This is a genomic window from Kibdelosporangium persicum (genome assembly GCF_013280595.1).
Taxonomy (GTDB): Bacteria; Actinomycetota; Actinomycetes; order Mycobacteriales; family Pseudonocardiaceae; genus Kibdelosporangium; species Kibdelosporangium persicum.
On sequence record NZ_JAAATY010000026.1, the window covers coordinates 46,209 to 68,486 of the forward strand.

Annotated in this window: 13 protein-coding genes; 4 read left to right on the forward strand and 9 right to left on the reverse strand. The window is 68.2% G+C overall.

Features of this window, described 5'->3' with window-relative positions:
• Positions 1 to 4: 4 nt before the first annotated feature.
• Together GC106_RS34695 and GC106_RS34700 are read right to left on the reverse strand one after the other, a co-directional pair.
• Complete coding sequence (locus tag GC106_RS34695) at positions 5 to 1,579, reverse strand: sodium:solute symporter (protein ID WP_173139364.1); 1,575 nt, start codon at positions 1,577 to 1,579, stop codon at positions 5 to 7.
• Positions 1,566 to 2,717 (reverse strand): anhydro-N-acetylmuramic acid kinase, encoded by a 1,152-nt coding sequence (locus GC106_RS34700; protein WP_173139366.1) that lies wholly within the window; start codon positions 2,715 to 2,717, stop codon positions 1,566 to 1,568. Before GC106_RS34700 ends, GC106_RS34695 begins: the two co-directional genes overlap by 14 nt.
• 115 nt (positions 2,718 to 2,832) lie before the next feature.
• Between GC106_RS34700 and ftsY the strand changes: the two genes are divergently transcribed.
• Both ftsY and GC106_RS34710 read left to right on the forward strand, forming a co-directional pair.
• Positions 2,833 to 4,134 (forward strand): signal recognition particle-docking protein FtsY, encoded by a 1,302-nt coding sequence (ftsY, locus tag GC106_RS34705; RefSeq protein ID WP_173139367.1) that lies wholly within the window; start codon positions 2,833 to 2,835, stop codon positions 4,132 to 4,134.
• A gap of 164 nt (positions 4,135 to 4,298) precedes the next feature.
• Positions 4,299 to 7,796 carry an RICIN domain-containing protein gene (locus GC106_RS34710; RefSeq protein ID WP_173139368.1) on the forward strand — a complete coding sequence of 1,166 codons (3,498 nt, stop codon included), beginning with the start codon at positions 4,299 to 4,301 and terminating at the stop codon, positions 7,794 to 7,796.
• Positions 7,797 to 7,862: 66 nt separating this feature from the next.
• Here GC106_RS34710 and GC106_RS34715 read toward each other — a convergent pair whose 3' ends face one another.
• From GC106_RS34715 to GC106_RS34745, 7 genes are all read right to left on the reverse strand, one after another.
• On the reverse strand, positions 7,863 to 8,348 hold the full coding sequence (locus GC106_RS34715; protein WP_173139369.1) for a tetratricopeptide repeat protein: 486 nt from the start codon (positions 8,346 to 8,348) through the stop codon (positions 7,863 to 7,865).
• 3 nt (positions 8,349 to 8,351) lie between these two features.
• Positions 8,352 to 14,522 (reverse strand): RHS repeat domain-containing protein, encoded by a 6,171-nt coding sequence (locus tag GC106_RS34720; protein WP_173139370.1) that lies wholly within the window; start codon positions 14,520 to 14,522, stop codon positions 8,352 to 8,354.
• A 257-nt stretch (positions 14,523 to 14,779) separates the two neighbouring features.
• A complete protein-coding gene (locus GC106_RS34725) occupies positions 14,780 to 15,415 on the reverse strand; it encodes a response regulator (protein WP_173139371.1) in 636 nt (211 codons plus the stop codon).
• Entirely contained in the window at positions 15,412 to 16,692 is a 1,281-nt protein-coding gene (locus GC106_RS34730) for a sensor histidine kinase (protein ID WP_173139372.1), read from the reverse strand. Before GC106_RS34730 ends, GC106_RS34725 begins: the two co-directional genes overlap by 4 nt.
• Before the next feature lie 3 nt (positions 16,693 to 16,695).
• Positions 16,696 to 17,436, reverse strand: a complete 741-nt coding sequence (locus tag GC106_RS34735) for an ABC transporter permease (RefSeq protein WP_173139373.1) — start codon at positions 17,434 to 17,436, stop codon at positions 16,696 to 16,698.
• A gap of 11 nt (positions 17,437 to 17,447) precedes the next feature.
• A complete protein-coding gene (locus tag GC106_RS34740; RefSeq protein WP_173139374.1) occupies positions 17,448 to 18,356 on the reverse strand; it encodes an ABC transporter ATP-binding protein in 909 nt (302 codons plus the stop codon).
• A gap of 339 nt (positions 18,357 to 18,695) precedes the next feature.
• Positions 18,696 to 19,436, reverse strand: coding sequence for an IclR family transcriptional regulator (locus GC106_RS34745; protein ID WP_376777793.1), 741 nt, complete (start codon positions 19,434 to 19,436; stop codon positions 18,696 to 18,698).
• Positions 19,437 to 19,534: 98 nt separating this feature from the next.
• On the opposite strand from GC106_RS34745, the gene aceB reads away from it, so the two are divergent.
• On the forward strand, positions 19,535 to 21,073 hold the full coding sequence (gene aceB / locus GC106_RS34750; protein ID WP_246367502.1) for a malate synthase A: 1,539 nt from the start codon (positions 19,535 to 19,537) through the stop codon (positions 21,071 to 21,073).
• The gene (locus GC106_RS34755) at positions 21,070 to 22,272 is read left to right on the forward strand and encodes a DUF6986 family protein (protein WP_173139379.1); all 1,203 of its coding nucleotides are present in this window, start codon (positions 21,070 to 21,072) and stop codon (positions 22,270 to 22,272) included. The genes aceB and GC106_RS34755 overlap by 4 nt, the downstream gene beginning before the upstream one ends.
• The last annotated feature ends 6 nt before the right edge of the window (positions 22,273 to 22,278 follow it).

Consider the following 22,278-nt stretch of genomic DNA (forward strand, 5'->3'; position numbering starts at 1 on the left):
GTTCTTACGCGGCCTTGACCGCCTCGGGCTGGCCGGTGTCCGGTGGCGGGGCGGGTGCCCGGTGGCGCAACGAAAGCAGCCCGCCGACCACCAACGTGATCAGCACGCCGAGCGCCGGGAACCACGGGTAGGCGAGGCTCACCGAGTTGCCCGCGGGCTTGCCGAAGTCGACGGCGAGGAACGCGCCGGTGTCCTTGGCGAACTTCAGCCCGAGGATGACGAACGCCATCACCACGATGGTGGTCAGGAACGCCACGATCGCGTCGCCCTGCCTGGACCTGCGGAAGATCAGGCCGAGCAGGAACGCGCCGAGCAGCGCGCCGGACGTGAAACCGGCGATGGACAGTCCCTGCTCGACGATCGGCTCACCGCGCCGGAAGAACGTCGCGAACAGGCCGGCCACCACGACCAGGATGCCCGCCCATATGACTGTCCAAATACGACCCTGACGGAAGATCTCGGCGTCGGTCAGCTTGCGCCGGACCACTTTCTGGTACACGTCGGTCACCGTCGACGACGCCAGCGCGCCGAGCGACGAGCTCAGTGCGGCGGCGAGGATGCCGGCGAGCACAAAACCGGACAGCCCGGTCGGCAGTTCGTTGACGATGAAACTCGCGAACAGCTCGTCGTTGTTGTTCAGCTTCAGCGCCTGTGTCGGCGAGGCGCCGTTGTAGAACGCCCACAGCATCACGCCGATGAACAGGAACAGCGCGAACTGCAGGAACACCACGATGCCGCTGCCGATCAGCGCCTTCTGGCTGGCCCTGACGTCGCGGGTGGCCATCAGCCGCTGCACGATCAGCTGGTCGGCGCCGTGCGAGGACATCGACAGCACCGCGCCGCCGATCACCGCGGTGAGCAGCGCGTACTGGTTGCTCAGGATCGGCGAGGAGAAGTCGAACAGCTGGAACTTGTTGGCGTCGGCGGCCTTGCCGAACCAGCCGTCCGGCAGCTTGTTCGCCAGCACGATGATCACCGCGGCGGCGCCGAGGACGTACCAGAGCATCTGGATCGCGTCGACCCAGACCACCGCGCGCACACCGCCGAAGTAGCTGTAGACGACCATCGCGATGCCCAGCGCGGCCACGATCCACCAGTAGTTCACGTCCGGCAGCCCCAGGCTGGCCAGCACCACCTTGATCGGGATGGCGGTGGCGAACAGCCGCAGCCCGTCCGCCAGCAGCCGGGTGAACAGGAACGTCACCGACGCGGTGCTCTGGATGCCGGCGCCGAACCGCTTGCCCAGAAAGGCGTACGCGGTCACCAGGTCACCGGCGATGTACTTGGGCAGCAGCACGAACGACACGACGATCCGGCCGATCACGTAGCCGAGCGCGAGCGACAGGAACGTCATCCCGCCCGCGCCCGGAGCGGCCAGGTAGGCGACCGTCGGCACGCTCAGCACGGTGAGGGTGGACGTCTCGGCGGAGACCACCGACAGGCACACCACCCACCACTTGATCTTGGATTCGCCGATGAAGTAGTCGTCCGACGACTTCTGCCTGCCGCCGATCAGCACGCCCAGCAGCGGCATGCCGACTAAGAAGATCGCGATGATGGCGAGGTCAAGAACGCGCAAGGTGCCCTCCCAGTGGTGCTGCGACTCGAAGTTGGCTCACGCTGGTCGCCGCCGGGGCGGGCATGCGGAGCGGATCACGGCCGGGCGTGATGCTGCCCAGCAGGCGCGGTCCCGCGGCACCGGTCCGCGGATCAGCCGGGATTCCGTGCCAGGTCAGGAAACCGAGCAGAGCGGTGAGGTACGCCTCCTTGGCGTCGCTCGGGATTCCCAGTGCGTCACTGGTCACGACGTCCAGGCGACGAGCCAGGGCGGCCATCAGCGCGGGATTGCGGACCCCGCCGCCGGACGCCACGACGCGGTGCCCCGCGCACGCGTCGGCGATCGTGACGGCGGTCAGTTCGGCCAGGGTGGCCATCAGGTCTGGACCGTCGACCGCGGGCACCTGGGCCAGCGCGGCCTTCAGGTAGCCGACGTTGAAGTGCTCCTTGCCGGTGGACTTCGGCGGCGCGAGCCGGTAGTAGGGGTCCGCGAGCAGCACGTCCAGCAGGTCCTGGCGGACCGTGCCCGCCAGCGCGAGCGCGCCGTCCTTGTCGAACCGTTCGCCGGTGAGCATCTCCGCGGCCGCGTCGAGCAACGCGTTGCCAGGGCCGGTGTCGTACGCCTCCTTGCCGGGCAGTGTGACGTTGGCGATCCCGCCGATGTTCAGGGCGGCTTCGTTCGTCAGCCACAGCCGGTCGAACAGCCCGGCGAGCGGAGCGCCGTGCCCGCCCGCGGCGACGTCACGGACGCGCAGGTCCGCGATCACCGGCAGGCCGGTCAGTTCGGCGATCCACGCGGGCTGTCCCAGCTGGAGGGTGCCCTTGCAGGTGCCGTCCTCGACCCAGTGCCAGACGGTCTGGCCGAGGGATGCGATCACGTCGGCCTCACCGAGCTCACGGATGGCCGTCGCGGCGGCATGGGCGAACGATTGTCCGATTCGGGTGTCGAGTCTGCACATCTGGTCCGCCCAGGAAGAAGACACTGTGCAGGAACCGGCAGTGAGCAGTTCGGTCCGCAGGTCGTCCGGGTAGCCGATGTCCATGTGCCCGCCAGGTACGAGCTCGATGACGTCCCCGGACAGCCGCATGTCGGCCAGGGCCACGTCGATGGCGTCCACCGACGTGCCCGAGATCAGCCCGATGACCCGGCACGAGTCCATGAACCTGTGGTGTATTCCACACGTCGGGATCACGCAAGCCTTACGGTGAATTCTTGACCTAAACGAGTTAAAAGCAGTTGAAGCTTGTCGAAGCGATGGATGCGAGGATGGCCCTGTGTCCACCGAACTCATCGTGATCCTCGCGGTCGTCCTGGTCCTGGTCATCGGGGCGGTGGTGACCGGACTGGTGCTGGCCAGGCGCCGGCGCGTGAGCCTGACCGACACCGAGCGCAAGCCGGTCGAAGACCGGGCCAAGTACCAGGCCGGCGGCGGTATCAGCCTGTCGTCCGGCGGGGCCGGCCCGGCGTCCGGCACGGCCACGATCGAACCGCCGGTGCACCCGGTCGAGGACCGCACCGAGGTCGACGGCCAGCCCGGCGTGGGCGACGACGCCTCGGTACCGAGGGATTCCGAGAAACGCGACATAGTCGACATTCCGCTGCCCGGCGCGGACACCCTCGTCGTCGAGGAGGAGAAGCCCCAGCTCGACGAGATCGAGCCGACCGCGGGCCGGTTGGAACGGCTGCGCGGCAAGCTGGCCCGCTCCCGGTCGACGTTCGGCCAGAGCCTGCTCGGCCTGCTGGGCGCGGGCGACCTCGACGAGGACTCGTGGACCGACGTCGAGGACACGTTGCTGCTCGCCGACCTCGGCGCGGCCACCACCGCCGAGATCATCTCGAAGCTCCGGGAGGAGCTGAAGGCCCGCGGTGTCCGGACCGCCGACGAGGCCCGTACGGTCCTGCGTTCGGTGCTCGTCGAGGCGCTGCACCCGGAGATGGACCGTTCGGTGCGTGCACTGCCGCACGAGTCCAAGCCCGCCGTCGTCCTGGTCGTCGGCGTCAACGGCACCGGCAAGACGACCACCACCGGCAAGCTCGCCCGCGTGCTCGTCGCCGACGGCCGGACGGTCCTGCTCGGCGCCGCCGACACGTTCCGTGCTGCCGCCGCCGAGCAGCTGACCACCTGGGGCAGCCGCGTCGGCGCCGAGGTCGTCCGCGGCAAGGAAGGCGCCGACCCGGCCGCCGTGGCGTTCGACGCCGTGAAGCGGGGGACCGACACCGGTGTGGACGCCGTTCTCGTCGACACGGCGGGCCGCCTGCACACCAAGACCGGTCTGATGGACGAGCTGGGCAAGGTCAAGCGGGTGGCGGAGAAGCAGGCCACGATCGACGAGGTGCTGCTCGTGCTGGACGCGACCACCGGCCAGAACGGCCTCACCCAGGCCAAGGTCTTCGCCGAGGTGGTCGACGTCACCGGCATCGTGCTGACCAAGCTGGACGGCACCGCCAAGGGCGGCATCGTCTTCCAGGTGCAGCGCCAGCTCGGCGTCCCGGTCAAGCTGGTCGGTCTCGGCGAGGGCGCCGACGACCTGGCGCCGTTCGAGCCCGGTGCGTTCGTCGACGCCCTGCTGGGCTGAGCGCTGACCGGCTGACCGGTGGGGTGCCGGTCACTGCAAGAGCTATGTCTTCTTCGCCCGGAACCTGCGAGGATTCTCCCGCGGGGATGAATGGCCTGGGCTACAACGGTTCCGTGGGGGGTGCCGGTGCGAGTCCCCGCCTTCGTGTCTGAAGGGGACATGGCTTGACATCACGAAGATCCGCACGCCTGCTGGCGTGCGCCCTGGCTCTGGTGTGCCTCGGTGCGGGAACCTCCGCGGCACACGCCCGTCCCGGGGTGTCCGGGCTGGACGTTCCGGTCGAGCTGCCCGAACTGGGCACCGAGACCACCAGGGTGTTCCAGAATCCGTCCGGGACAAGGACACTCGAGCAGTTCGTCCGGCCGTTCCGGGCCAGGACGGCCGATGGCTGGGCTCCGGTGGACACGACGCTGGTGCGTGACGCGGACGGCTCGGTCCGCCCCAAGGTCACGCCGATGAAGATCCGGATGTCCGGCGGCGGCCACAGCCCGCTGGCCTCGCTGGAGCAGGACGGCAAGGTGCTGGCGCTGTCGTGGCCGGGCGCGTTGCCCGCGCCCGAGCTCACGGGGGACACGGCCACGTACCGGGAGGTGCTGCCGGGTGTCGACCTGCGCGTCACGGCCGACGTCGACGGGTTCTCCCAGGTCCTGGTCGTGCACAACGCCGAGGCCGCGGCGAACCCGGCGCTGCGCGAGATCAGGTTCCGCACGTCCGGCCTGAAGATCAAGGCAGGCGAGAACGGCAAGACCATGGCCGTCGACGAGGGCGGGAACGTGGTCTTCGAGTCGGGCGCGCCGACCATGTGGGAGACGCCACCCGCCGCTCGATCCGCGGTGGAGCAGGAGATCGAGCACCACCCGATGGGCCTGCGCGTCGGCGACGGTGAACTGACCGTCGTGCCGGACGCCGGGATGCTCACGTCACCGGACACCACCTTCCCGCTGTACATCGACCCGTCCTACAGCGGCACGCAGAACCGCTGGGTCTCGGTGGACTCCTATTCCCCGAACACCGAGTACTGGACCTCCGACCGGGACACCGCACGGGTCGGCCTGCAGACCTTCTCGTCGCCGTACGGCCGGCACCGGTCGTTCTTCCAGGTCAACACGTCCCCGATCGCCGGCGCGCAGGTGGTGGACACCTGGTTCGCGATCACCCTCGACCACTCCGGCGCCTGCGCCGCGACACCGGTGGACCTGTACCACACCAAGGGGATCGAGGCGGGGACCAAGATCACCTGGAACACCACGACGGAGACGAGCACCGACAAGAAGTGGTGGCTGACCAAACTGGACAGCCGGTCCGGCAACGCCAACGAGGGCGGCGGCTGCACGACGACCCAGCCGGACCTGCCGATGGAGTTCGGGTCCGCGGCGCTCAAGACGTTGGTGCAGAACACCGCCGACGCCAAGACCGGCACGCTGACGTTCGGCTTGCGAGCGCCCAACGAGGGCACGAACTCGCAGTGGAAGAAGTTCATCCCCGGCACCGCCCGGCTTGTCGTGGAGTACAACAACAAACCGCGTGTGCCGACCGGTTTCACGACAGTCCCGCCCACGCCGTGCGGCACGGCCACCGCGCCGACGGCGTTGAACACGAGCTCCCCGACGTTCTCCTCGGTCGCGTCGGACCCGGACGGCGACAACGTCAAGGGACGGCTGGAGATCCTCGACGGTGACACGGTCGTGCAGACCATGGACACCCCGATGTTCCGCTCCGGCGGCGCGTTCTCGTGGTCCCCGGTACCGGCCGGTGTCCTGCCCGAGGACCAGCCGGCGAAGGTGTTCAACTACCGCGCCCGGATCATGGACGCGCTGATCGCCGGCCCGGACTCGCCGAGGTGTTACTTCACCGTGGACCGGACCCGGCCCGTCCCGCCGGTCATCACGTCGACCGACTTCCCCGACAGCACACCGGTCCGGTCGGTCGGCGAACTCGGCACGGTGACCTTCACCCGGGGCGGCACGGACACCGACATCGCCGGGTTCCGTTACGGGTTCCAGCAGGACAAGACCACGATGTGGGTCGCGGCTGACGCGCAGGGCTCGGCCACGGTGCCGATCACGGTGTGGGACGACGAATCCACCCGGCCGCTCTACGTCAGGGCGGTCGACAAGGCAGGCAACATCAGCCCGTCGGCGCCGTCGTGGACGTTGACGGCCCAGGTGCGGGCCGTCCCGGGCACGGCGGTGCGCGCGGACACCAACGGCGACCGGCGCGCGGACTTCGCGATGCTGTTCGACCAGGGCAACGGCCGGACGGCGGCGTGGAACTTCCTGTCCACGGGCGGCGGTTTCTCGTCCGGCTATGTCGGCTGGGACACCGACGTCAGCGGCGGCTTCCCGATGTACCGGATCAAGAGCGCGAACGGTGACTTCGACGGCGACGGCCGCAGCGACATCGCGGTGCTGCGCGAGGACCCCGACCGCAAGGTCAGGTTGTTCGTGTTGCGTTCGGACAGCAACAGGTTCAACGCCGAGAGCGAACCGGCGTGGACCGGTGACTACCGGTTGTCGCACCTGCGCCTCGCCGCGGGCGACTTCGACGCCGACGGCGATGACGACCTGGCCGTGTTCCAGGGGCTCGCCGGAGCACAGACCAAGCTGTGGCTGCACCGGTCAAGCGGAGGAATGTTCGCGGCGCCCGTCTTGCAGTGGGACAGTGGCGCGGCGGGCCTGGACGTCAACCACCTCTCGCCGGTCGCGGGTGACTTCGACGGTGACGGCGACGACGACATCGCCGCTTTCCGTGGTGCCCCGGGTGCGTCGCAGACCAAGCTGTGGCTGCACGTCTCAACCGGCACCACGTTCGCGGCCCCGGTGTCGCAGTGGGAAAGCACCGCGTTCGACCGGTCCAAGGCGACCTTCGTGACCACGAACGTCAACGGTGACGCGGGCGGCAAGGACGAGATCGTGGCCTCGTACAACCGTGGAGGCACGTCGACCCAGGTGCAGATCTTCACCACCACGGGCAGCGCATGGTCCGTGGCAGTCGGCTGGGAGAGCACGGCGTTCGACTCGCTGAAGTCCTCGCTCGCCGCGGGCGACTTCAACGGCGACGGCAAGGGTGACATCGCCACGTTGTACGACACCGGCAACGGCCAGCGGCAGATGTACACGTTCGTCTCGACCGGAACGGCCTTCGCCGACAAGCGAACCGACTGGCAGGGCGCGGTCGCCAACGTGGCGGACGCGGTCTACATCGAACCGAACCGCAAGTACCGCCTCCAGCCGAGCCACAGCGAGAAGTGCTCAGGCACCCCGGCGGGCAACGTGGCCGACGGCGGGCCGTTCCAGCAGCAGGACTGTGTCACGTCGGCGACGCACCAGCAGTTCGACCTGGACCGCATCGGCAGCACGCCGTACTTCCAGATCAGGACGGTCGCGGGCAAGTGCCTGGACATCCCGAGCTGGAAGCTGGAGGACAACATCGCGATCGGCCAGTGGACCTGTGAGCCGACCGGGGCGCCGCAGGCGAACCAGCAGTTCCGCCTGGACTACGTGAGCGGCAGCGGCATGGACGTCGTGGTCCAGCCGCGGATCGTGCACAGCGACAAGTGCCTGACGGTGAGCGGCGCGAGTACCGCGACCAACACGGCGATCGTCCAGTCCGCCTGCACGGGAGCGGCGAACCAGCGCTACATCCTCCGCATCGAACCCTGACCCCCAGGTAAACCCTCGTGAGTGTTTATCCGGGTTAGAACCCGGACAAACACTCACGAGGTTGTTTCAGCTGTACTGCGGGAAGTCCTCCGCGATCCAGCGGAGGGCCTCCTCAGGCGAGTCCCGGACGGCATCCTTCAGGAACTCGAGGATGTCCAGCCGGCCGACCTGTTCGAGCAGCACCGCGAGGGCGCGGAGCTCCTCCCACCGGTCGGGGTCCGGATCGGCGATCTCCCGTGACGCCAGCGCTTCCAGTTGCGGGTCGCGCATGTCAGCCCGCAGCCCGGCCAGGATGTACCTGGCACGAGCGGCGATCGGAGATTCGCCGAGTGCCGTGTCGAACAGCTCGGGCAACAGTGCCTGAACGAGTTCCGGCCGGTCGGCCGCACGATCCCCGATCAGCCGCACCGCGGTGTGGTGGCTGCGGCCCGACGCGAAGATCGCCCGGAGCGTCTCCACCGGGTCGGCACCGGCCAGCACCGCGTCACCGGCTTCCCGGTAGGACGCAGTGGCCCGCTCAAGCGCCTTCCACGCCTTGTCAGCTTTGTCCACTGCTCATCCCTTGGGTTTCGTGCTCTTGACCTTCTTCACATACTCCCACGGCAGCCCTTCGATCTTCGCCTTGTACTCGCTGAACTTCATCCGGCGGGTCGCGTAGATCGTGTAGTGGCCCGGCGGGTCGTTGTCGTTGACCCAGTCGAGGCCTTCGGGCAGTTGCGCGTCCTTCGGCAGCCGCCACATCGCACCACCGCTGGTGTTGCGGGCCAGTGCCTCCTCGTTGTCGAACGTGGAGTGCCCGAGGTGCTCGCCGTCCTTGTTCGGCTGGGGCAGCACGTCGTCGCCGTCGAGTTCGAAGTCCTTACCGGCACGTCTCGGGTTGACCTGCGGCCCGACGGTGGTGTTCTTGCCGGTCGCGACGAGGTCCGGCCTGGGGTCGCGCTTCTTCGCCTTCTGCTTCTTGCGCGGTTTCTTCGGCTCCTGCCGCTTCTTCTTGACCCGCTCCTTGATCTTCTTCCAGACCCGTTTGACCTTCTGGACCGCCTTCTTGATGCGCTGGACGTTCTTCTTGCCTATCCATTTGGCGATCTTCTTCTTGGCTTCCTTCCAGATCCTGGACTTCTTGATCTGTTTGACGATCTTGGGGACCCAGACCCGGACCGTCTTGACCACCATCACGGTCACCCATCGGGAGACTTGCACCCATTTGATGCCGATCTTCTTGGCCAGCCAGGCGATGCCGCTCACGATCTTCTTGCCGACCCAGACCATGACACGTTTGAGCACCGGCACCACGTACCGTTTCAGCACGGGCACAAGGACCTTGGTCGCCACGACCCTGGCCACGATCACCCAGAACCGGCCGTCGGGGTCGGCGTAGGTGGTCGGGTTGTTGTTGGCGTACGCGTACGCGTTCATCTGCTGCGGCTCGGCGTAGTCGATCTCCGGGTCGGCTGAGACGAACTTGCCTGTCGACGGGTCGTACGCGCGTTCACCGAGCTGGGTCAGCCCGGTGTCGGCATCGATCGTGCCGCCGACGAACCCCTGCTGGCTCGGCCACGACGCCGGAGCGGTGCCGCGCACGGAGCCGAACGGGTCGGTCCGCCGCCGCGTCACTTCCTGCGTGTCCGCGTCGATCGACAGCTCGGCGGTGCCGACGTGGTTGGGGTCCAACCAGTGCAGCTTGCCGTCCGAGGTACGGACCGCGACGGTCTCGTCGTCGTGCACGTAGTGCCGCGTGCCCTGAGCCACGCCCGCGGGCGTGAGCAGGACCTCGGTCGTGCCGAGGTACAACGTGGTTCCGCTGCTGTCACGACGGATCAGGCGTTCGCCGTCCGCGTCGTACACGTACGACGTCACCTTCGAGCCCTCGGTGACCTTGGTCAGCTGGCCTTCGAGGTCCCACTCCAGGGTCTGACCCTTACGAGCGGTGGTGTTGCCGTTCGCGTCGTAGCCGTAGTCGTCGACCTTCGTGCCGGACGGCCCGGTCGTGGTCACCTTCTGCACGGCGTGCGGACGGGCCTGGCCGGGCTCCGGGTAGGTGTACACACTGGACGTCGTCTTGCCGTCCGGTGTCACCTTGGTCTCGCTGGTCCGGTTGCCGACCTTGTCGTAGGTCCACCCGTGCCAGTACGGCGCCGGGCCGCCGAGGTTCGCCGAACTCGGTGGCGTGGCACAGTTCCCGTCGCGCGGCGTCCACGCACCGGTCATCCGGCGCAGGTAGTCGTGCTGGAAACACTGGGTGTCGGCCGCTTCCCCGGTGTCCGCGCCCGGCTGGTTGCGGATCCGGGTGATGTTGCCCGCCGGGTCGTAGGTGAACGACGAGTTGGCCACCATCCGGCCGGGCGTCTCGCGCTCGGTCACGGCCCGCAGCAGCCGCCGGGTGCCGATCTCGTACTCGGCGGACCGCTTGACCCACTTGCCACCCGCGGACAGCGTGACCTGCTGCGGCTCCGAGTACGGGGTGTAAGTGGTGTTGGTGACGTACGTCGTCTTGCCGGACAACGTGGTCGGCAGACCCAGGCTGTTGTAGCCGTAGGTCAGCGTCTCCTCGGCCAGTCCGCCCGCGGCCGGCATCGTCGCCGTGGCGATGTCACCGTCCTGCCGGTAGGTGGTCGAGAACTTGTACGTACCGGCCAGTTTCCCTTCCACCGCCGGGATCGTGAGGCTCATCCCGGTCGGCCGGTTGCCGGAGTCGACGCCGGTCACCGTCTGGGTGTACGCGTGGCCGTCGATGTACCGCGTCGACGAGACCGGAACGCCGGGAACGGCGGTCCCGTCCGACAGCTTGTCGAACGTCCACTCGGCACGCTTCGGCCCGGCCAGCGAACCCTCGTGGATCGCGGTGTTGCGGCCGATGGCGTCGTACGCGAACGCCAGCACGTTGCCCTTGGCGTCCTTCTTCGTGGCGACCTGGTCACCGTCGTCATAGGTGAACTCGGTGACGCCACGGTCCGGGTCGGTCGTCTTGATCTCACGGCCGAGCAGGTCGTACTCGTGCCGCCAGACGTTGCCCGCCGGGTCGGTGATGGTCTCCAGCTGACCGTGCGGGGTGTAGGTGTACGTCGTCTTGTCGTACTCCCCGGTCGGCGACGAGCCCTTGTACTGCCGCAGCTCGACGAGCCTGCCCTCGGCGTCCATGATCTTGCTGGTCGGGGTGGCCCCGTCCGGCGGATCGATGTCGTAGCGGTTGCCCGAGTACGAGTGCGTGGTCCGCCACTTCTCGACGCCCTCGACCTTGAAGATCTCGGCCTTCAGCCGGTTCTCGCCGTCGTACTCGAACAGGGTCTGCGCGGGCAACATCGCTTCGTCCGGCGTGACCACGTCGGTGCCGGGCGGAGCGTCGTTGTAGTACGGGCCGTTCGTCTTGATCTCAAGACCACGCGAGTCGTAGATCGTGTCGGTGATGACACGACCGCCGCCCGGCGCGGGGTCCTGCGACTGCCGTTGACGCATCTGGCCGTCGAGCAGATCGATGTCCGTGACGTACTGGCCGTCGGGCTGCAACGTCTTGTTGATGACCGCGTTGGGTCCGTTGGTGCGCACCAGGTAGCTGTGTTCGGTGCTGGGGCTCAGCGAACGGTCCCGGCCCGGCAGCCACGACTTGGTCACACGGCCGAGCGGGTCGAAGACCTTCTCGGTGCGCTTGCCGTTGGTGTCGGTGATCGCGGTCGGCTCGCCCCACGCGGGCTCGTACTCGGTGCTCGACGTGTGCCCGAGCGGGTTGGTGGTGGTGACCTTGGTCAGCGCACCGCCCACACTGGACTCGAACTTCGTCGTGCTCTTCTTGCCGAACACGTCCGACGCCTCGATCGGACGGCCGTAGGTGTCGTACTTGGTACGGCCGACGGTCTTGAAGACCGGTGCGCCGTTGGCCCAGCCGTTCAGCTCGTCACGACGGGTCGGCTCGCCACGAACCGGTGGCGCGCCAAGGGTTTCGTTCTCGTCGTAGTACGTGCGCTCGATGTCGACCAGGTCCGCAGGCAGGTTCGGCGTCTTGTCACACGCGACCCGGACCGTCTCCTCCTGGTACTCCACGTCCAGGACGTACGTCTGCGGGTTCTGCGTGTAGCTGTACCGGGTGCACGTGTCGTCGTTCGGGTTGGCCAGGTCGTGCAGGTTCTCGGTCCGCACCAGCAGGCCATTCGCGTCGAAGAAGTTGTTGGCTCCCGACTTGAACTGCGTGCCGTCCGGGTGGACCTCCGTCTGCCGGACCGCCGACTCACCCGTCCTGCGGGCCCTGGTGGTGCCCCAGCTGCGGACCCGGGTGGCGGTCGGCGCGGACACCCACTGGTCGTTGATGGCCCGTTCGGTGACCTTGCCGCCGACCTTGTCGTAGGTGATCTTCTCCCGCTCGGCGCCCGCGAGTTCGTTGCTGTCCTCGACCGCGACGCCGTTGGAGTCGACCACCTTGACGTCCTTCACGCCGCCGGTGGCCGTCTTGTCCTCGTCCATGCCGCGGAAGAAGAGCGTTTCGGTCTGTTCCCGCTCGCCGCCCGGCTGGCCCTTGATCGTCTGGACGCGGTCGTACCCACGCCACTGCGACCACGACTTGCGCTCGGCCGGGATCAGGCCGTCCTCCTCGTCGTGGTGCCATGCCGGGGCGCCGAGGTACTTCATCTCGGTGACCTGCGGGGCCAGACCGGTGGTCAGGTCCTTCTCGGTCACGTCGGCGACCACGTACTTGTGGAACCAGTCGAAGCGTTCCTTGGCCAGGTCGTCCAGCGAGTCCGGCGTCCACTTCAACGGGTGGCAGCGTTTGGAGTTGTTGTCCTCCACCGGCAGGTTGCCCGGCGCGGCGCACTCCTTGGGCAGGTAGTTCACCGCGATCTCGCCACCGGTCTCGGTCCGGATCGCCTTGAGCCGCCACCAGTTCATCGGCGGGATGCCCTCGATGCCGTCCACCCGGTTGGGCATCTGCACGCCGTCGAAGTTCACCTCGGGCAGGCTCATGGTGCCGCCGACCAGACCGGTCCGCTTGATCGACGCCAGCCACAGCCCCGCCCTGGTGCCGTCACCGGGCGCCGGGAACGTGTGCGTGAACGCCCACTCGTCGACGTTCTTGAACGTGGTGCTGTTCCACACCTTCGTGGTGATCTTCGCCAGCCGCTTGCGCGACCAGAACGTCGGCGTGTACTTCGTGCCGCAGTTGGTCGTGCTGGTGCACTCCTGGTCCAGTGGTGTGTCCGGCCAGTTCTCCGGCTTGCTGGTGACGCACTCGGTGCCGGGGATGCACCGGTCGGCGACGGTGAACGAGACCTGGCCGATCGCCGGCGTGGTGTAGACCTCGCCGTCCTTCTGGCCGTAGTCGATCCGCTCGAGGTAACCGTCCCGCACGTACGAGCTGACCTTGGTGGAGGTCATGTTGCGGGCGTACCTGTTGGTCTCGGTCTTGTAGAAGTAGCTCATCGTGTTGCCGTTGACATCCACGACGTAGTCGAGGTTCCAGCGCCACGCCTGCTGGCACCACGAGGTGTCGAACGAGCCCGCCTTGTAGCAGTCCTCGCCGCTGTGGTTGCCGAAGACCGGGGCCGTCCACGTGGAGTTCGTGGTCTGCTTGCCGGTGGCCCAGCCGGGCAGCTTGTTGAGCCCGAAGAAGTACTGGGTGCCGTCCTTGGTCGTGATCTTCCACGCTTCGCCGTTGTTGTCGCCGTTGTCCTTGCCGGACAAGCGTTCGATCTTCGACCCGTCGTCGCTGCGCAGCCGCCACACGCCGGTGGTGTCGTCGCGGACGAGCTCGCCGCCGCTGCCGTTGAGTTGCAGCGTGGCGTTGTCGGTGCGCCAGCACAGGTCACCGGTCTTCTTGGTGTTGTTGCTGTCCTTGGTGTCGGTGGAACAGCTGGCGTACCGGCGCTCGATGTAGCCGCCCGGGTCGAGGTCGAAGCCCTCGCCGATCCAGCTCGGCTGGTTGTTCGTGGCCGACGTGTGCGCGTCCACCGAACCGGAGGAGTAGGACAGCTCCAGCTCCGGCTCGGGCCCGTCCACCGCGGGCGGCGCTTCCATCTCGTACTGCCACGAGAAGTCACCGGACGAGGCGCCGGACGACCACGTGGCTCCCGGCGACAGCGAGGACGCCTGGAAGTCACCGGCGCCCGACGATGGACCCGCGGTGACCGCGAACAGCTGGTTGGCGCCGGGCTTGACGTCCGCGGTCAGCGTGCCGCCGCCGTCGTTGCGCGTGGCCAGGGTCTTCGGCTGGCAGTCACCGGCATCCGGCGTGGTGAGCGCGCAGTCCGGCAGGACGGCGAGCTTGAGGCGGTTGGCCCAGTCACCGCCGAACGCGTCGCGGAAACCGGAGTAGTCGACGGCGACTTCCAGTTCCTCGTCGGCCGCGCCGGTGAGCCGGAACGCGGGCCCGTCCAGCCGCTTGGGCAGAACCTCGACCTTGACCACGGTGTTGTCGTCCGCGGCCACCCGCGCCGCGGTGTTCTTGCGTGCCACGCGGATCGGTCCCGCCGCCGCGGCGCGCTGCTGGGCGCCCAGCGGAACCTCGGTGACGGACGGCGTGGGCCACTGCACCTTGGGCGAACCCTTGAGTGCCTTCTCGTCTGCCGCGTCCGGCCCGGCGGGTTGCGCGGGGATCGTCGTCACCGGGATGGACTTCTCGGACTTCGGTGACCACTCCGGGCCGGGATCGGCGCCGGCCACCTGTGGAGTGACGGTCACCAGGCTGAGGGCGACCGCGAACGCGATCCCCCCGCCTGCCAACCGGTGTCTTCTTCGAGTCATGCGGTTGTGCCCCTCCAGGCTAAAAAGGCATACCCCCCAGACCGCTGATTCTCAGGCCCCACCGGCAAGCGGGTCCCACTTTTGCGCGATGTCCCAAAAAGCTTCCGCAACGCGGTTTTTTGTGTTAATTCGCTGTGAGCTCGTGATGAAACCACAGGTCAGGGCGGATGGCAAAAATGGGAACCGCCGCTCAAGACGCTGTTCGGCGTAATGTGCTGTGAGATTTGTCGGACGCTGAATGTAAAAAGTTCGTCCAGCTACTTCGGGCCGCCCGGCGTCAGATAACCGCGGGAGAACGCGGTGGCCACGGCGGCCGCCCGGTCGTTGACGCCCAGCTTCGCGTACACGTGCAGCAGATGCGTCTTGACGGTCGCCTCGCTGATGAACAGCTGCCTGGCCGCCTCCCGGTTCGTCCGGCCCTGGGCGATCAGTTCGAGGACTTCCAGTTCACGCTGCGACAGCGGTTCCGAAGCGGGCTGGCGCATCTGGCCCATCAGCCGGGTCGCGACAGCGGGCGACAGCACGGCCTGTCCCCGTGCCGCTGCCTCCACCGCGCGGAACAGCTCCTCGCGTGGCGCGTCCTTCAGCAGGTAGCCGGTGGCACCGGCTTCGATGGCGGGCAGCACATCGCTGTCGGTGTCGTACGTGGTCAGCACCAGCACACGGGACGGCACCCCACGTTTCGCCAGTTCCTTGATCGCCGTGACCCCGTCGGTCGTCGGCATGCGCAGATCCATCAGGATCACGTCGGGCCGCAGCTTCTCCCCGGCGGCGATGGCCTCCGCGCCGTCACCGGCCTCGCCGAGCACCTCGAAGCGCGGATCGGCGCTGAACATCCCACGCAGCCCGTCCCGCACCACCGGGTGGTCGTCCACGACCAGAACGGAGATCACCGCACACCCTCGGCCGGGATCGCGGGCACGGAGGCCGAGATCGCGGTGCCGCCACCCGGCTCCGACTCGATGTCGAGCCGTCCGGCGAGGCGCCGCACCCGCTGCCGCATCCCGGCGAGCCCGAAGCCACCGTCAGCGGAACCGTTGGCCCGCTTGGCATCGGGCTGGAAACCCACGCCGTCGTCACGCACGTCCAGCGTCACCATGTCCTCCATGTACGACAGAGTCAGGCCGACGCGGCTGGCCTTGGCGTGCTTGGCCACGTTGGCGAGCGCCTCCTGCGCCGCCCGCAGCAGGGTCACCTCGACGTCGGCGTGCATCGGCCGCGGGTCGCCGGTGGTGGTCAGCACCGCGTCGATGCGGTTCACCTCCGACCAGCGCCGGGTCACGTCGCTGATCGCGTCCGGGAGCCGGGCTTCGGCGAGCACCTGCGGTTCCACCGCGTGCACGGTCCGGCGGGCCTCGACCAGGCTCTCACGGGCCAGGTTCATCGCGTTGGTCACGTGCCGTCGCCACGTCCGCGGCTCGTCGGCCGTCTGTTCCGCGGCCTGGAGCTGGGTGAGCACCCCGGCCAGGCCCTGGGCCAGGGTGTCGTGGATCTCCCGGGCCATCCGTTGCCGTTCGTCGAGCACGCCGGCCTCGCGGGCCTGGACGAGCAGCTGGGCGTGCAGGCCCGCGTTCTCCACCAGCGCCGCCTCCAGCTTCACGTTGGCCTCGTGCAACTCGGTGAGCGCCATCTTCTGCTTCTGGTTGCGCTGCTCGCCCAGCTCGGCGAAGCGGAAGAACGACCCGGCCAGCACCGTGACGAGCACGGAGAGGCCCAGCCAGCCCCACCAGTTGTCGGCCTTGATGTTGGTCAAGCCGCCCATGTACGACGCGGACGCGATCGTCGCCGTGGCGGCGACGCCGACGTATCGCCAAAGATGCTTCAGCAGTAGGAACGCCAAGGGGTAGCCGATGAAGGTGAAGAGGCCGTACCAGGGCGCCAGCGCGACAAGGCCGGCACCGAGCACCGTCAGCCCCGCGTAGTACACCCCCATCAGGGAGTGGTTCTCGTGCCATTGCGGGTGCAGGGTGTAGAACCAGACCGTCCAGACCGTGGTCGCGAGCGTGAGCCCGAGGACCGCTGGGACGTGCACCGGCACGCCCCAGATCGGTTGCAGCAGCGTGATGAGGGTGCTGATCGACAGCAGGACGTACGGCAGGACCTTCAGGACTGCCAGCTCCCGGCGTTCCGCGCGGTCGAACTCCGCCCGCAGCTCGGCCTCTATGCTCACGACCTACTCCCAGCGGAAGTACCGCGCGGCCAGTCCACCGGCCACGATCGTCCACCCCAGCATGACGGCCACGTGCAGCGGTTGTGGCCACTGACCGGCTGTGCTGTCCTGCAATGATTGCACGCCCGCGCCCAACGGCGTGAAGTCGCTGATCGTGCGCAGGACGTCGTTCATGCCCGCACGGGGCAGCCAGAGACCGGCGAAGAACACGATCGGGAAGAACACCAGGGTGCCGATCGCGCTCGCGCTTTTGCCGGTCGGCGCGAGCGAGGCGACGAGCAGCCCGACCGCGAACATCGCCAACGCCGCCAGCACGTAGCTGATCAGGTAGGCAGGCAGTCGCAGCGGCAGGTTCACGTCGAGGGCGAGACGGCCGATGGCCAGCACGACCAGCGTCGTCGCCAGGGACAGGATCGTGGCCATCAGCAGTTGCGCGCCGAGCATGACCCAGGGCTTGACCGGGGTGGTCCGCATGCGTCGCAGCACACCCTTCTCCCGGTAGGTGGCGAACAGCTGGGACAGGCTGGTGAGCGCGAACAGGGCGAGGGTCATCGCGATGATGATCGGTACGTAGGCGTTGATCGCACGCAGGCCGCCGAGGTCCGGATCGGGTTCGCGCATCGCGGGGATCAGGCCGAAGACGACGAGCAGGATCGGCGGGAACGCGAGCGCGAAGAACGCCATGATCGGCTCACGGAAGAACAGTTTGGTCTCGGTGGCGGTGAGCCGGGCGAGTGCGGACACGAGAAGGCTCCTCAGGAGTCGATGGAACGGCCGGTGAGCGCGACGAACGCGTCGTCCAATGTGGTCTGCTCGACCCGCAGGCCGGCCGCGATGACCTGGTTGCGGGCCAGCACGGCGGTCACGGCGAGCAGCAGGTTCCCGGTGCCGGTCACGACGAGCTGGCTGCCGGCCCGCTCGACCGACGTGACTTCGGGCAACGCGGTCAGCACCGCGTGGTCCAGCGGCGCGGACGGCTGGAACCGGATGCGCTGCCGGTCGTCGACCCGGGCGACCAGCCCAGCCGGGGAGTCGAGCGCGACCAGCCTGCCGGAGTCGATCACGGCCAGCCGGTCGCAGAGCCGCTCGGCTTCTTCCATGAAGTGCGTGACCAGCATGATCGTCACGCCTCGGTGGCGGACCTGCTCGATGAGGTCCCAGGTGTCGCGGCGGGCCTGCGGGTCCAGGCCGGTGGTCAGTTCGTCGAGCACCGCCACCTTCGGACCACCGACGAGGGCGAGCGCGATCGACAGCCGTTGCTTCTGCCCACCGGACAGCTGCCGGAACTGGGTGTCGAGCTTGGCGGTGAGGCCGAGCGTGTCGATCAGGTCCCGCCAGTCGGCGGGCGCGCGGTAGAAGGAGCTGTAGAGCTCCATCGCCTCGCGGACCTTGAGCTTTTCGGGCAGCTCACTCTGTTGCAGCTGCGCGCCGAGCAGTTGCCGCAGTTCACCGCTGTCGCGTTGCGGGTCGATGCCGCAGACACGGATCGCGCCGCCGTCCGGGCTGCGCAGTCCCTCGACGCACTCGACGGTCGTGGTCTTGCCCGCCCCGTTGGGACCCAGGATGCCGAAGATCTCGCCCTGCTCGACGGCGAAGCTGACCCCGTTGACCGCGGTGTGTTCGCCGTAGCGTTTGACGAGGCCGTTCACCTCGATGATTGCCATGCGAAAAGCGTGCCGCCGGGCCGGGGTGCGTCGAATCGACTGCGCGGCCATGCCAAGGGCTTGACGCGGTGGGTGCGGGCATCCACCGATCGGTTGATACGAGGCTCAACCGCCCCCACCCCGTGTCCACCATTCCGGCACCCCGTGTCGACCATTCCGGCACCCCGTGTCGACCATTGCTGCACCCCGAAATTCCCCTGGCGATGCGGTGAGGCCAGGCAGGCTCCCAGTGCCTTCGTCCTCGGGTCGGCGCGGTGTGTCAACGGGAACCTCGCGGACGGCGCCCTGCCCATGTAAACCGCGCCGCCGCAAGGGTTTCTGCAGATCAGGTGCTGGCTGTCATGAGGTGGTGCGGGCATGGACCGTGTCCGCGATCGCCTCGGCGATGCGCTGCACGATCGGGGCGACCTTGTGCACGACCTCGTCGGTCAACCGGCCTTCCGGGCCGGACACGGAGATCGCGGCCGGGCTCGGTGTGCCCTTGACCGGCACGGCGATGCACCGGACCCCGATCTCCTGCTCGCTCTCGTCGATGGCGTAGCCGCGGTTGGCGATCTCGGCGAGGTGCATCAGCAGCAGGTCGGGGTCGCGGAAGGTGTTCGGCGTGTACGCGGGCATCCCCGTGCGCTTGAGCAGCTCACGGACTTCCTGCTGCGGCATCTGGGACAGCATCGCTTTGCCCACACCGGTTCCGTGCGGCAGCAGGCGACGGCCGACCTCGGTGAACATCCGCATCGAGTGCCGGGACGGCGCCTGGGCGACGTAGACGACCTCGTCGTGCTCGAGCACCGCCAGGTTCGCCGTCTCGCCGACCTCGTCGACCAGTTCTGCCAGCAGCGGACGGGCCCAGGTGCCGAACTGCCGCCCCGCGTTCTCGCCGAGCCGGATCAGCCGGGAACCCAGCGCGTAGCGCCGGTTCGGGTGCTGACGGACGTAGCCGAGCGTGACCAGGGTCCTGATCAGGCGGTGGATGGTGGGCATGGGCAGCCCGGACGTCGCCGCCAGCTCGGACAGGCTGGCCTCGCCGCCCGCGTCCGCCAGGCCTTCCAGCAGGTCGAAAGCGCGTTGCAGAGACTGCACACCGCCGTTGGTCCCCGGGGCCAATGCCGCCTCCCGTCACGTTGAAGTTCCGCTATCCAAAAATTATAGTCCGGAAAGCAGAAGAAAGGAGTCTTCCCTTGTCCGATTCTGATCGGATCCTGACGCCTGCGGCCCGGGAGTTCCTTGCGGGCCTGCACAGGGCGTTCGGTGCCCGACGAGACGAACTGCTGGCCAAGCGGGCTGAACGCCGTGCCGAAGCCGCCCGGACCGGGCGTCTGGACTTCCTGCCGGAGACCGCGGAGATCCGCGAGTCCGACTGGCGCGTCGCCGCCGCGCCTGCCGACCTGACCGACCGCAGGGTCGAGATCACCGGCCCGACCGAACGCAAGATGGCGATCAACGCCCTCAACTCGGGTGCCAGGGTCTGGCTGGCCGACCTGGAGGACGCCAACACCCCGCACTGGGACAACGTGGTCAGCGGCCAGGTCAACCTGTACGACGCGGTGCGCGAGACGATCGAGCTGACCACTCCGGAGGGCAAGGAGTACAAGCTCAAGCCGGGCAAGCACGCGACGATCGTGATGCGCCCGCGCGGCTGGCACCTCGACGAGCGCAACCTCGAGTTCGACGGCAGGCCCGCGGTCGGCGCGCTGGTCGACTTCGGCCTGTACTTCTTCCACAACGCGAAAGAGCTGCTCGACCGCGGCAGCGGGCCGTACTTCTACCTGCCCAAGATGGAAAGCCACCTTGAGGCGCGGCTGTGGAACGACGTGTTCACGCACGCGCAGCGCGAGCTGGGCATCCCGCACGGCACCGTCCGCGCGACCGTGCTGATCGAGACCATCCCGGCCGCGTTCGAGATGGAGGAGATCCTCTACGAGCTGCGGGACCACGCCTCCGGCCTGAACGCGGGCCGCTGGGACTACCTGTTCAGCGTGATCAAGTACTTCCGCGACGCGGGTGCCGGGTTTGTGCTGCCGGACCGCAACTCGGTCACCATGACCGCGCCGTTCATGCGTTCCTACACCGAACTGCTCGTGCGTACGTGCCACAAGCGTGGCGCGTTCGCGATGGGCGGGATGGCCGCGTTCATCCCGAACCGCCGTGACCCCGAGGTCACCGCGCAAGCCCTGGCCAAGGTCCGTGCCGACAAGAGCCGGGAGGCCGGCGACGGGTTCGACGGCTCGTGGGTCGCGCATCCCGACCTGGTCCCGGTGTGTCAGGAGGTCTTCGACGGCGTGCTGGGAGACAGGCCCAACCAGCTCGACAAGACCCGTGACGAGGTCTCGGTGAGCGCGGACGACCTGCTCAACGTCGCCGCGACCCCGGGCAGTGCGACCGAAGCGGGGCTGCGGGCGGCTGTCGACGTCGGCGTGCGGTACATCGCGTCCTGGCTGGGCGGCAACGGCGCGGCGGCCATCCACAACCTCATGGAGGACGCGGCGACCGCCGAGATCTCCCGTGCTCAGGTATGGCAGTGGGTGCACAACGGCGTCGAACTGGACAACGGCTCGACGGTGACCGCTGATCTGGTGCGCGAGGTTCTCGCTGAGACCCGCAAGGAGCTGGCGGGCCTGCCGCATCTCGACGAGGCGGCCGGACTGTTCGACCAGGTCGCACTGGCCGACGAGTTCGTGGACTTCCTGACGCTGCCCGCGTACGAGAGGATCTCATGATCCTCGACGGACCGACGATCGCGTCGCTCACCGCTCGCCTGTCCGAAGTGGACGAGCGGCGGGCGGCGCGGTACCCCGGCGGCCGGGGCGGGCGCCAGCCGGTGCACACGTGTTACGTGCCCGCGTCCCAGATCACGCCGACCACTCCGCGTGACTGGGGCGAGCAAGCGCTTGCCGCGTTCGACGAGCACGGCTTCGACCTGTCCAAGGACCTCGCCGCGCGGGTGAAGGCCAAACTGGCGGCCGAACCCGTGGAAGACCTGCGGATCGACTTCGAGGACGGCTACGGCGCGCCCGCGACCGAGGACGACGACGCCCGCTACGCGGCGGGTTGCCTGGTCCACTGGCACGCGGAAGCGATCGCGCCGTTCTCGTCCGGCCTGCGGATCAAGTCGTTCGACACGCCCGCGCTGCGTGCTCGCGGCATCCGCACGCTCGACATCTTCCTGGAAACCCTCCAGGACCCGCCGCCCGGCTTCGTGATCACGTTTCCCAAGGTCACGACGCCCGAACAGGTCGAGGTCTTCGCCGAACTGCTGGCCGTGCTCGAGCAGCGGCTGGGCTGGCCGGACGGATCGCTGACGTTCGAGATCCAGGTGGAGACCACCCAGTCCATTGTGGATGCGGAAGGGCGGCTGGCCATCCCCGCGTTGGTCGCGGCCGGCGGCGAGCGCGTGGTCGGCCTGCACTTCGGGACGTACGACTACACCGCCGCGGTCGGCCTCGGCGCCGCGCAACAGAACCTCGCGCACCACGCGTGCGACTTCGCGCGGCACGTGATGCAGGTGTCCGCGGCCGGGACGGGCGTACGGCTGTCGGACGGATCGTGCAACGTCCTGCCCGTCGGGGACACCTCGCAGGTGCTGGCGGCGTGGCGAATCCACTACGGACTGGTGCGGCGGTCCCTGGAGCACGGTTTCTACCAGGGCTGGGACATGCACCCCGGCCAACTCGTGTCCCGGTACGCCGCCGTGTTCGGGTACTACCGGGAATGCCTGGAGAGTGACGCTCGGCGACTGGCCGCGTACGCGCAGCGTGCCTCCAGTGGACTACTTGACGAACCAGCGACGGCGCAGGCACTTTCAGCGTCGTTGTTGCGTAGCGTGGACTGCGGTGCGGCGACGGCTGAGGAGGTCACCCAGGCGACTGGACTTCACTTGGACGTGCTGCGTGCGTATCACAGGAGGGCCACCGGTTAGGGCAAG

What these genes read in the sequence shown, in the direction of transcription:
- GC106_RS34720 (WP_173139370.1), bottom strand. Translation starts at nt 14,522, where the DNA reads ATGACTCGAAGAAGACACCGGTTGGCAGGCGGGGGGATCGCGTTCGCG.
- GC106_RS34740 (WP_173139374.1), bottom strand. Translation starts at nt 18,356, where the DNA reads ATGGCAATCATCGAGGTGAACGGCCTCGTCAAACGCTACGGCGAACAC.
- GC106_RS34700 (WP_173139366.1), bottom strand. Translation starts at nt 2,717, where the DNA reads ATGGACTCGTGCCGGGTCATCGGGCTGATCTCGGGCACGTCGGTGGAC.
- GC106_RS34755 (WP_173139379.1), top strand. Translation starts at nt 21,070, where the DNA reads ATGATCCTCGACGGACCGACGATCGCGTCGCTCACCGCTCGCCTGTCC.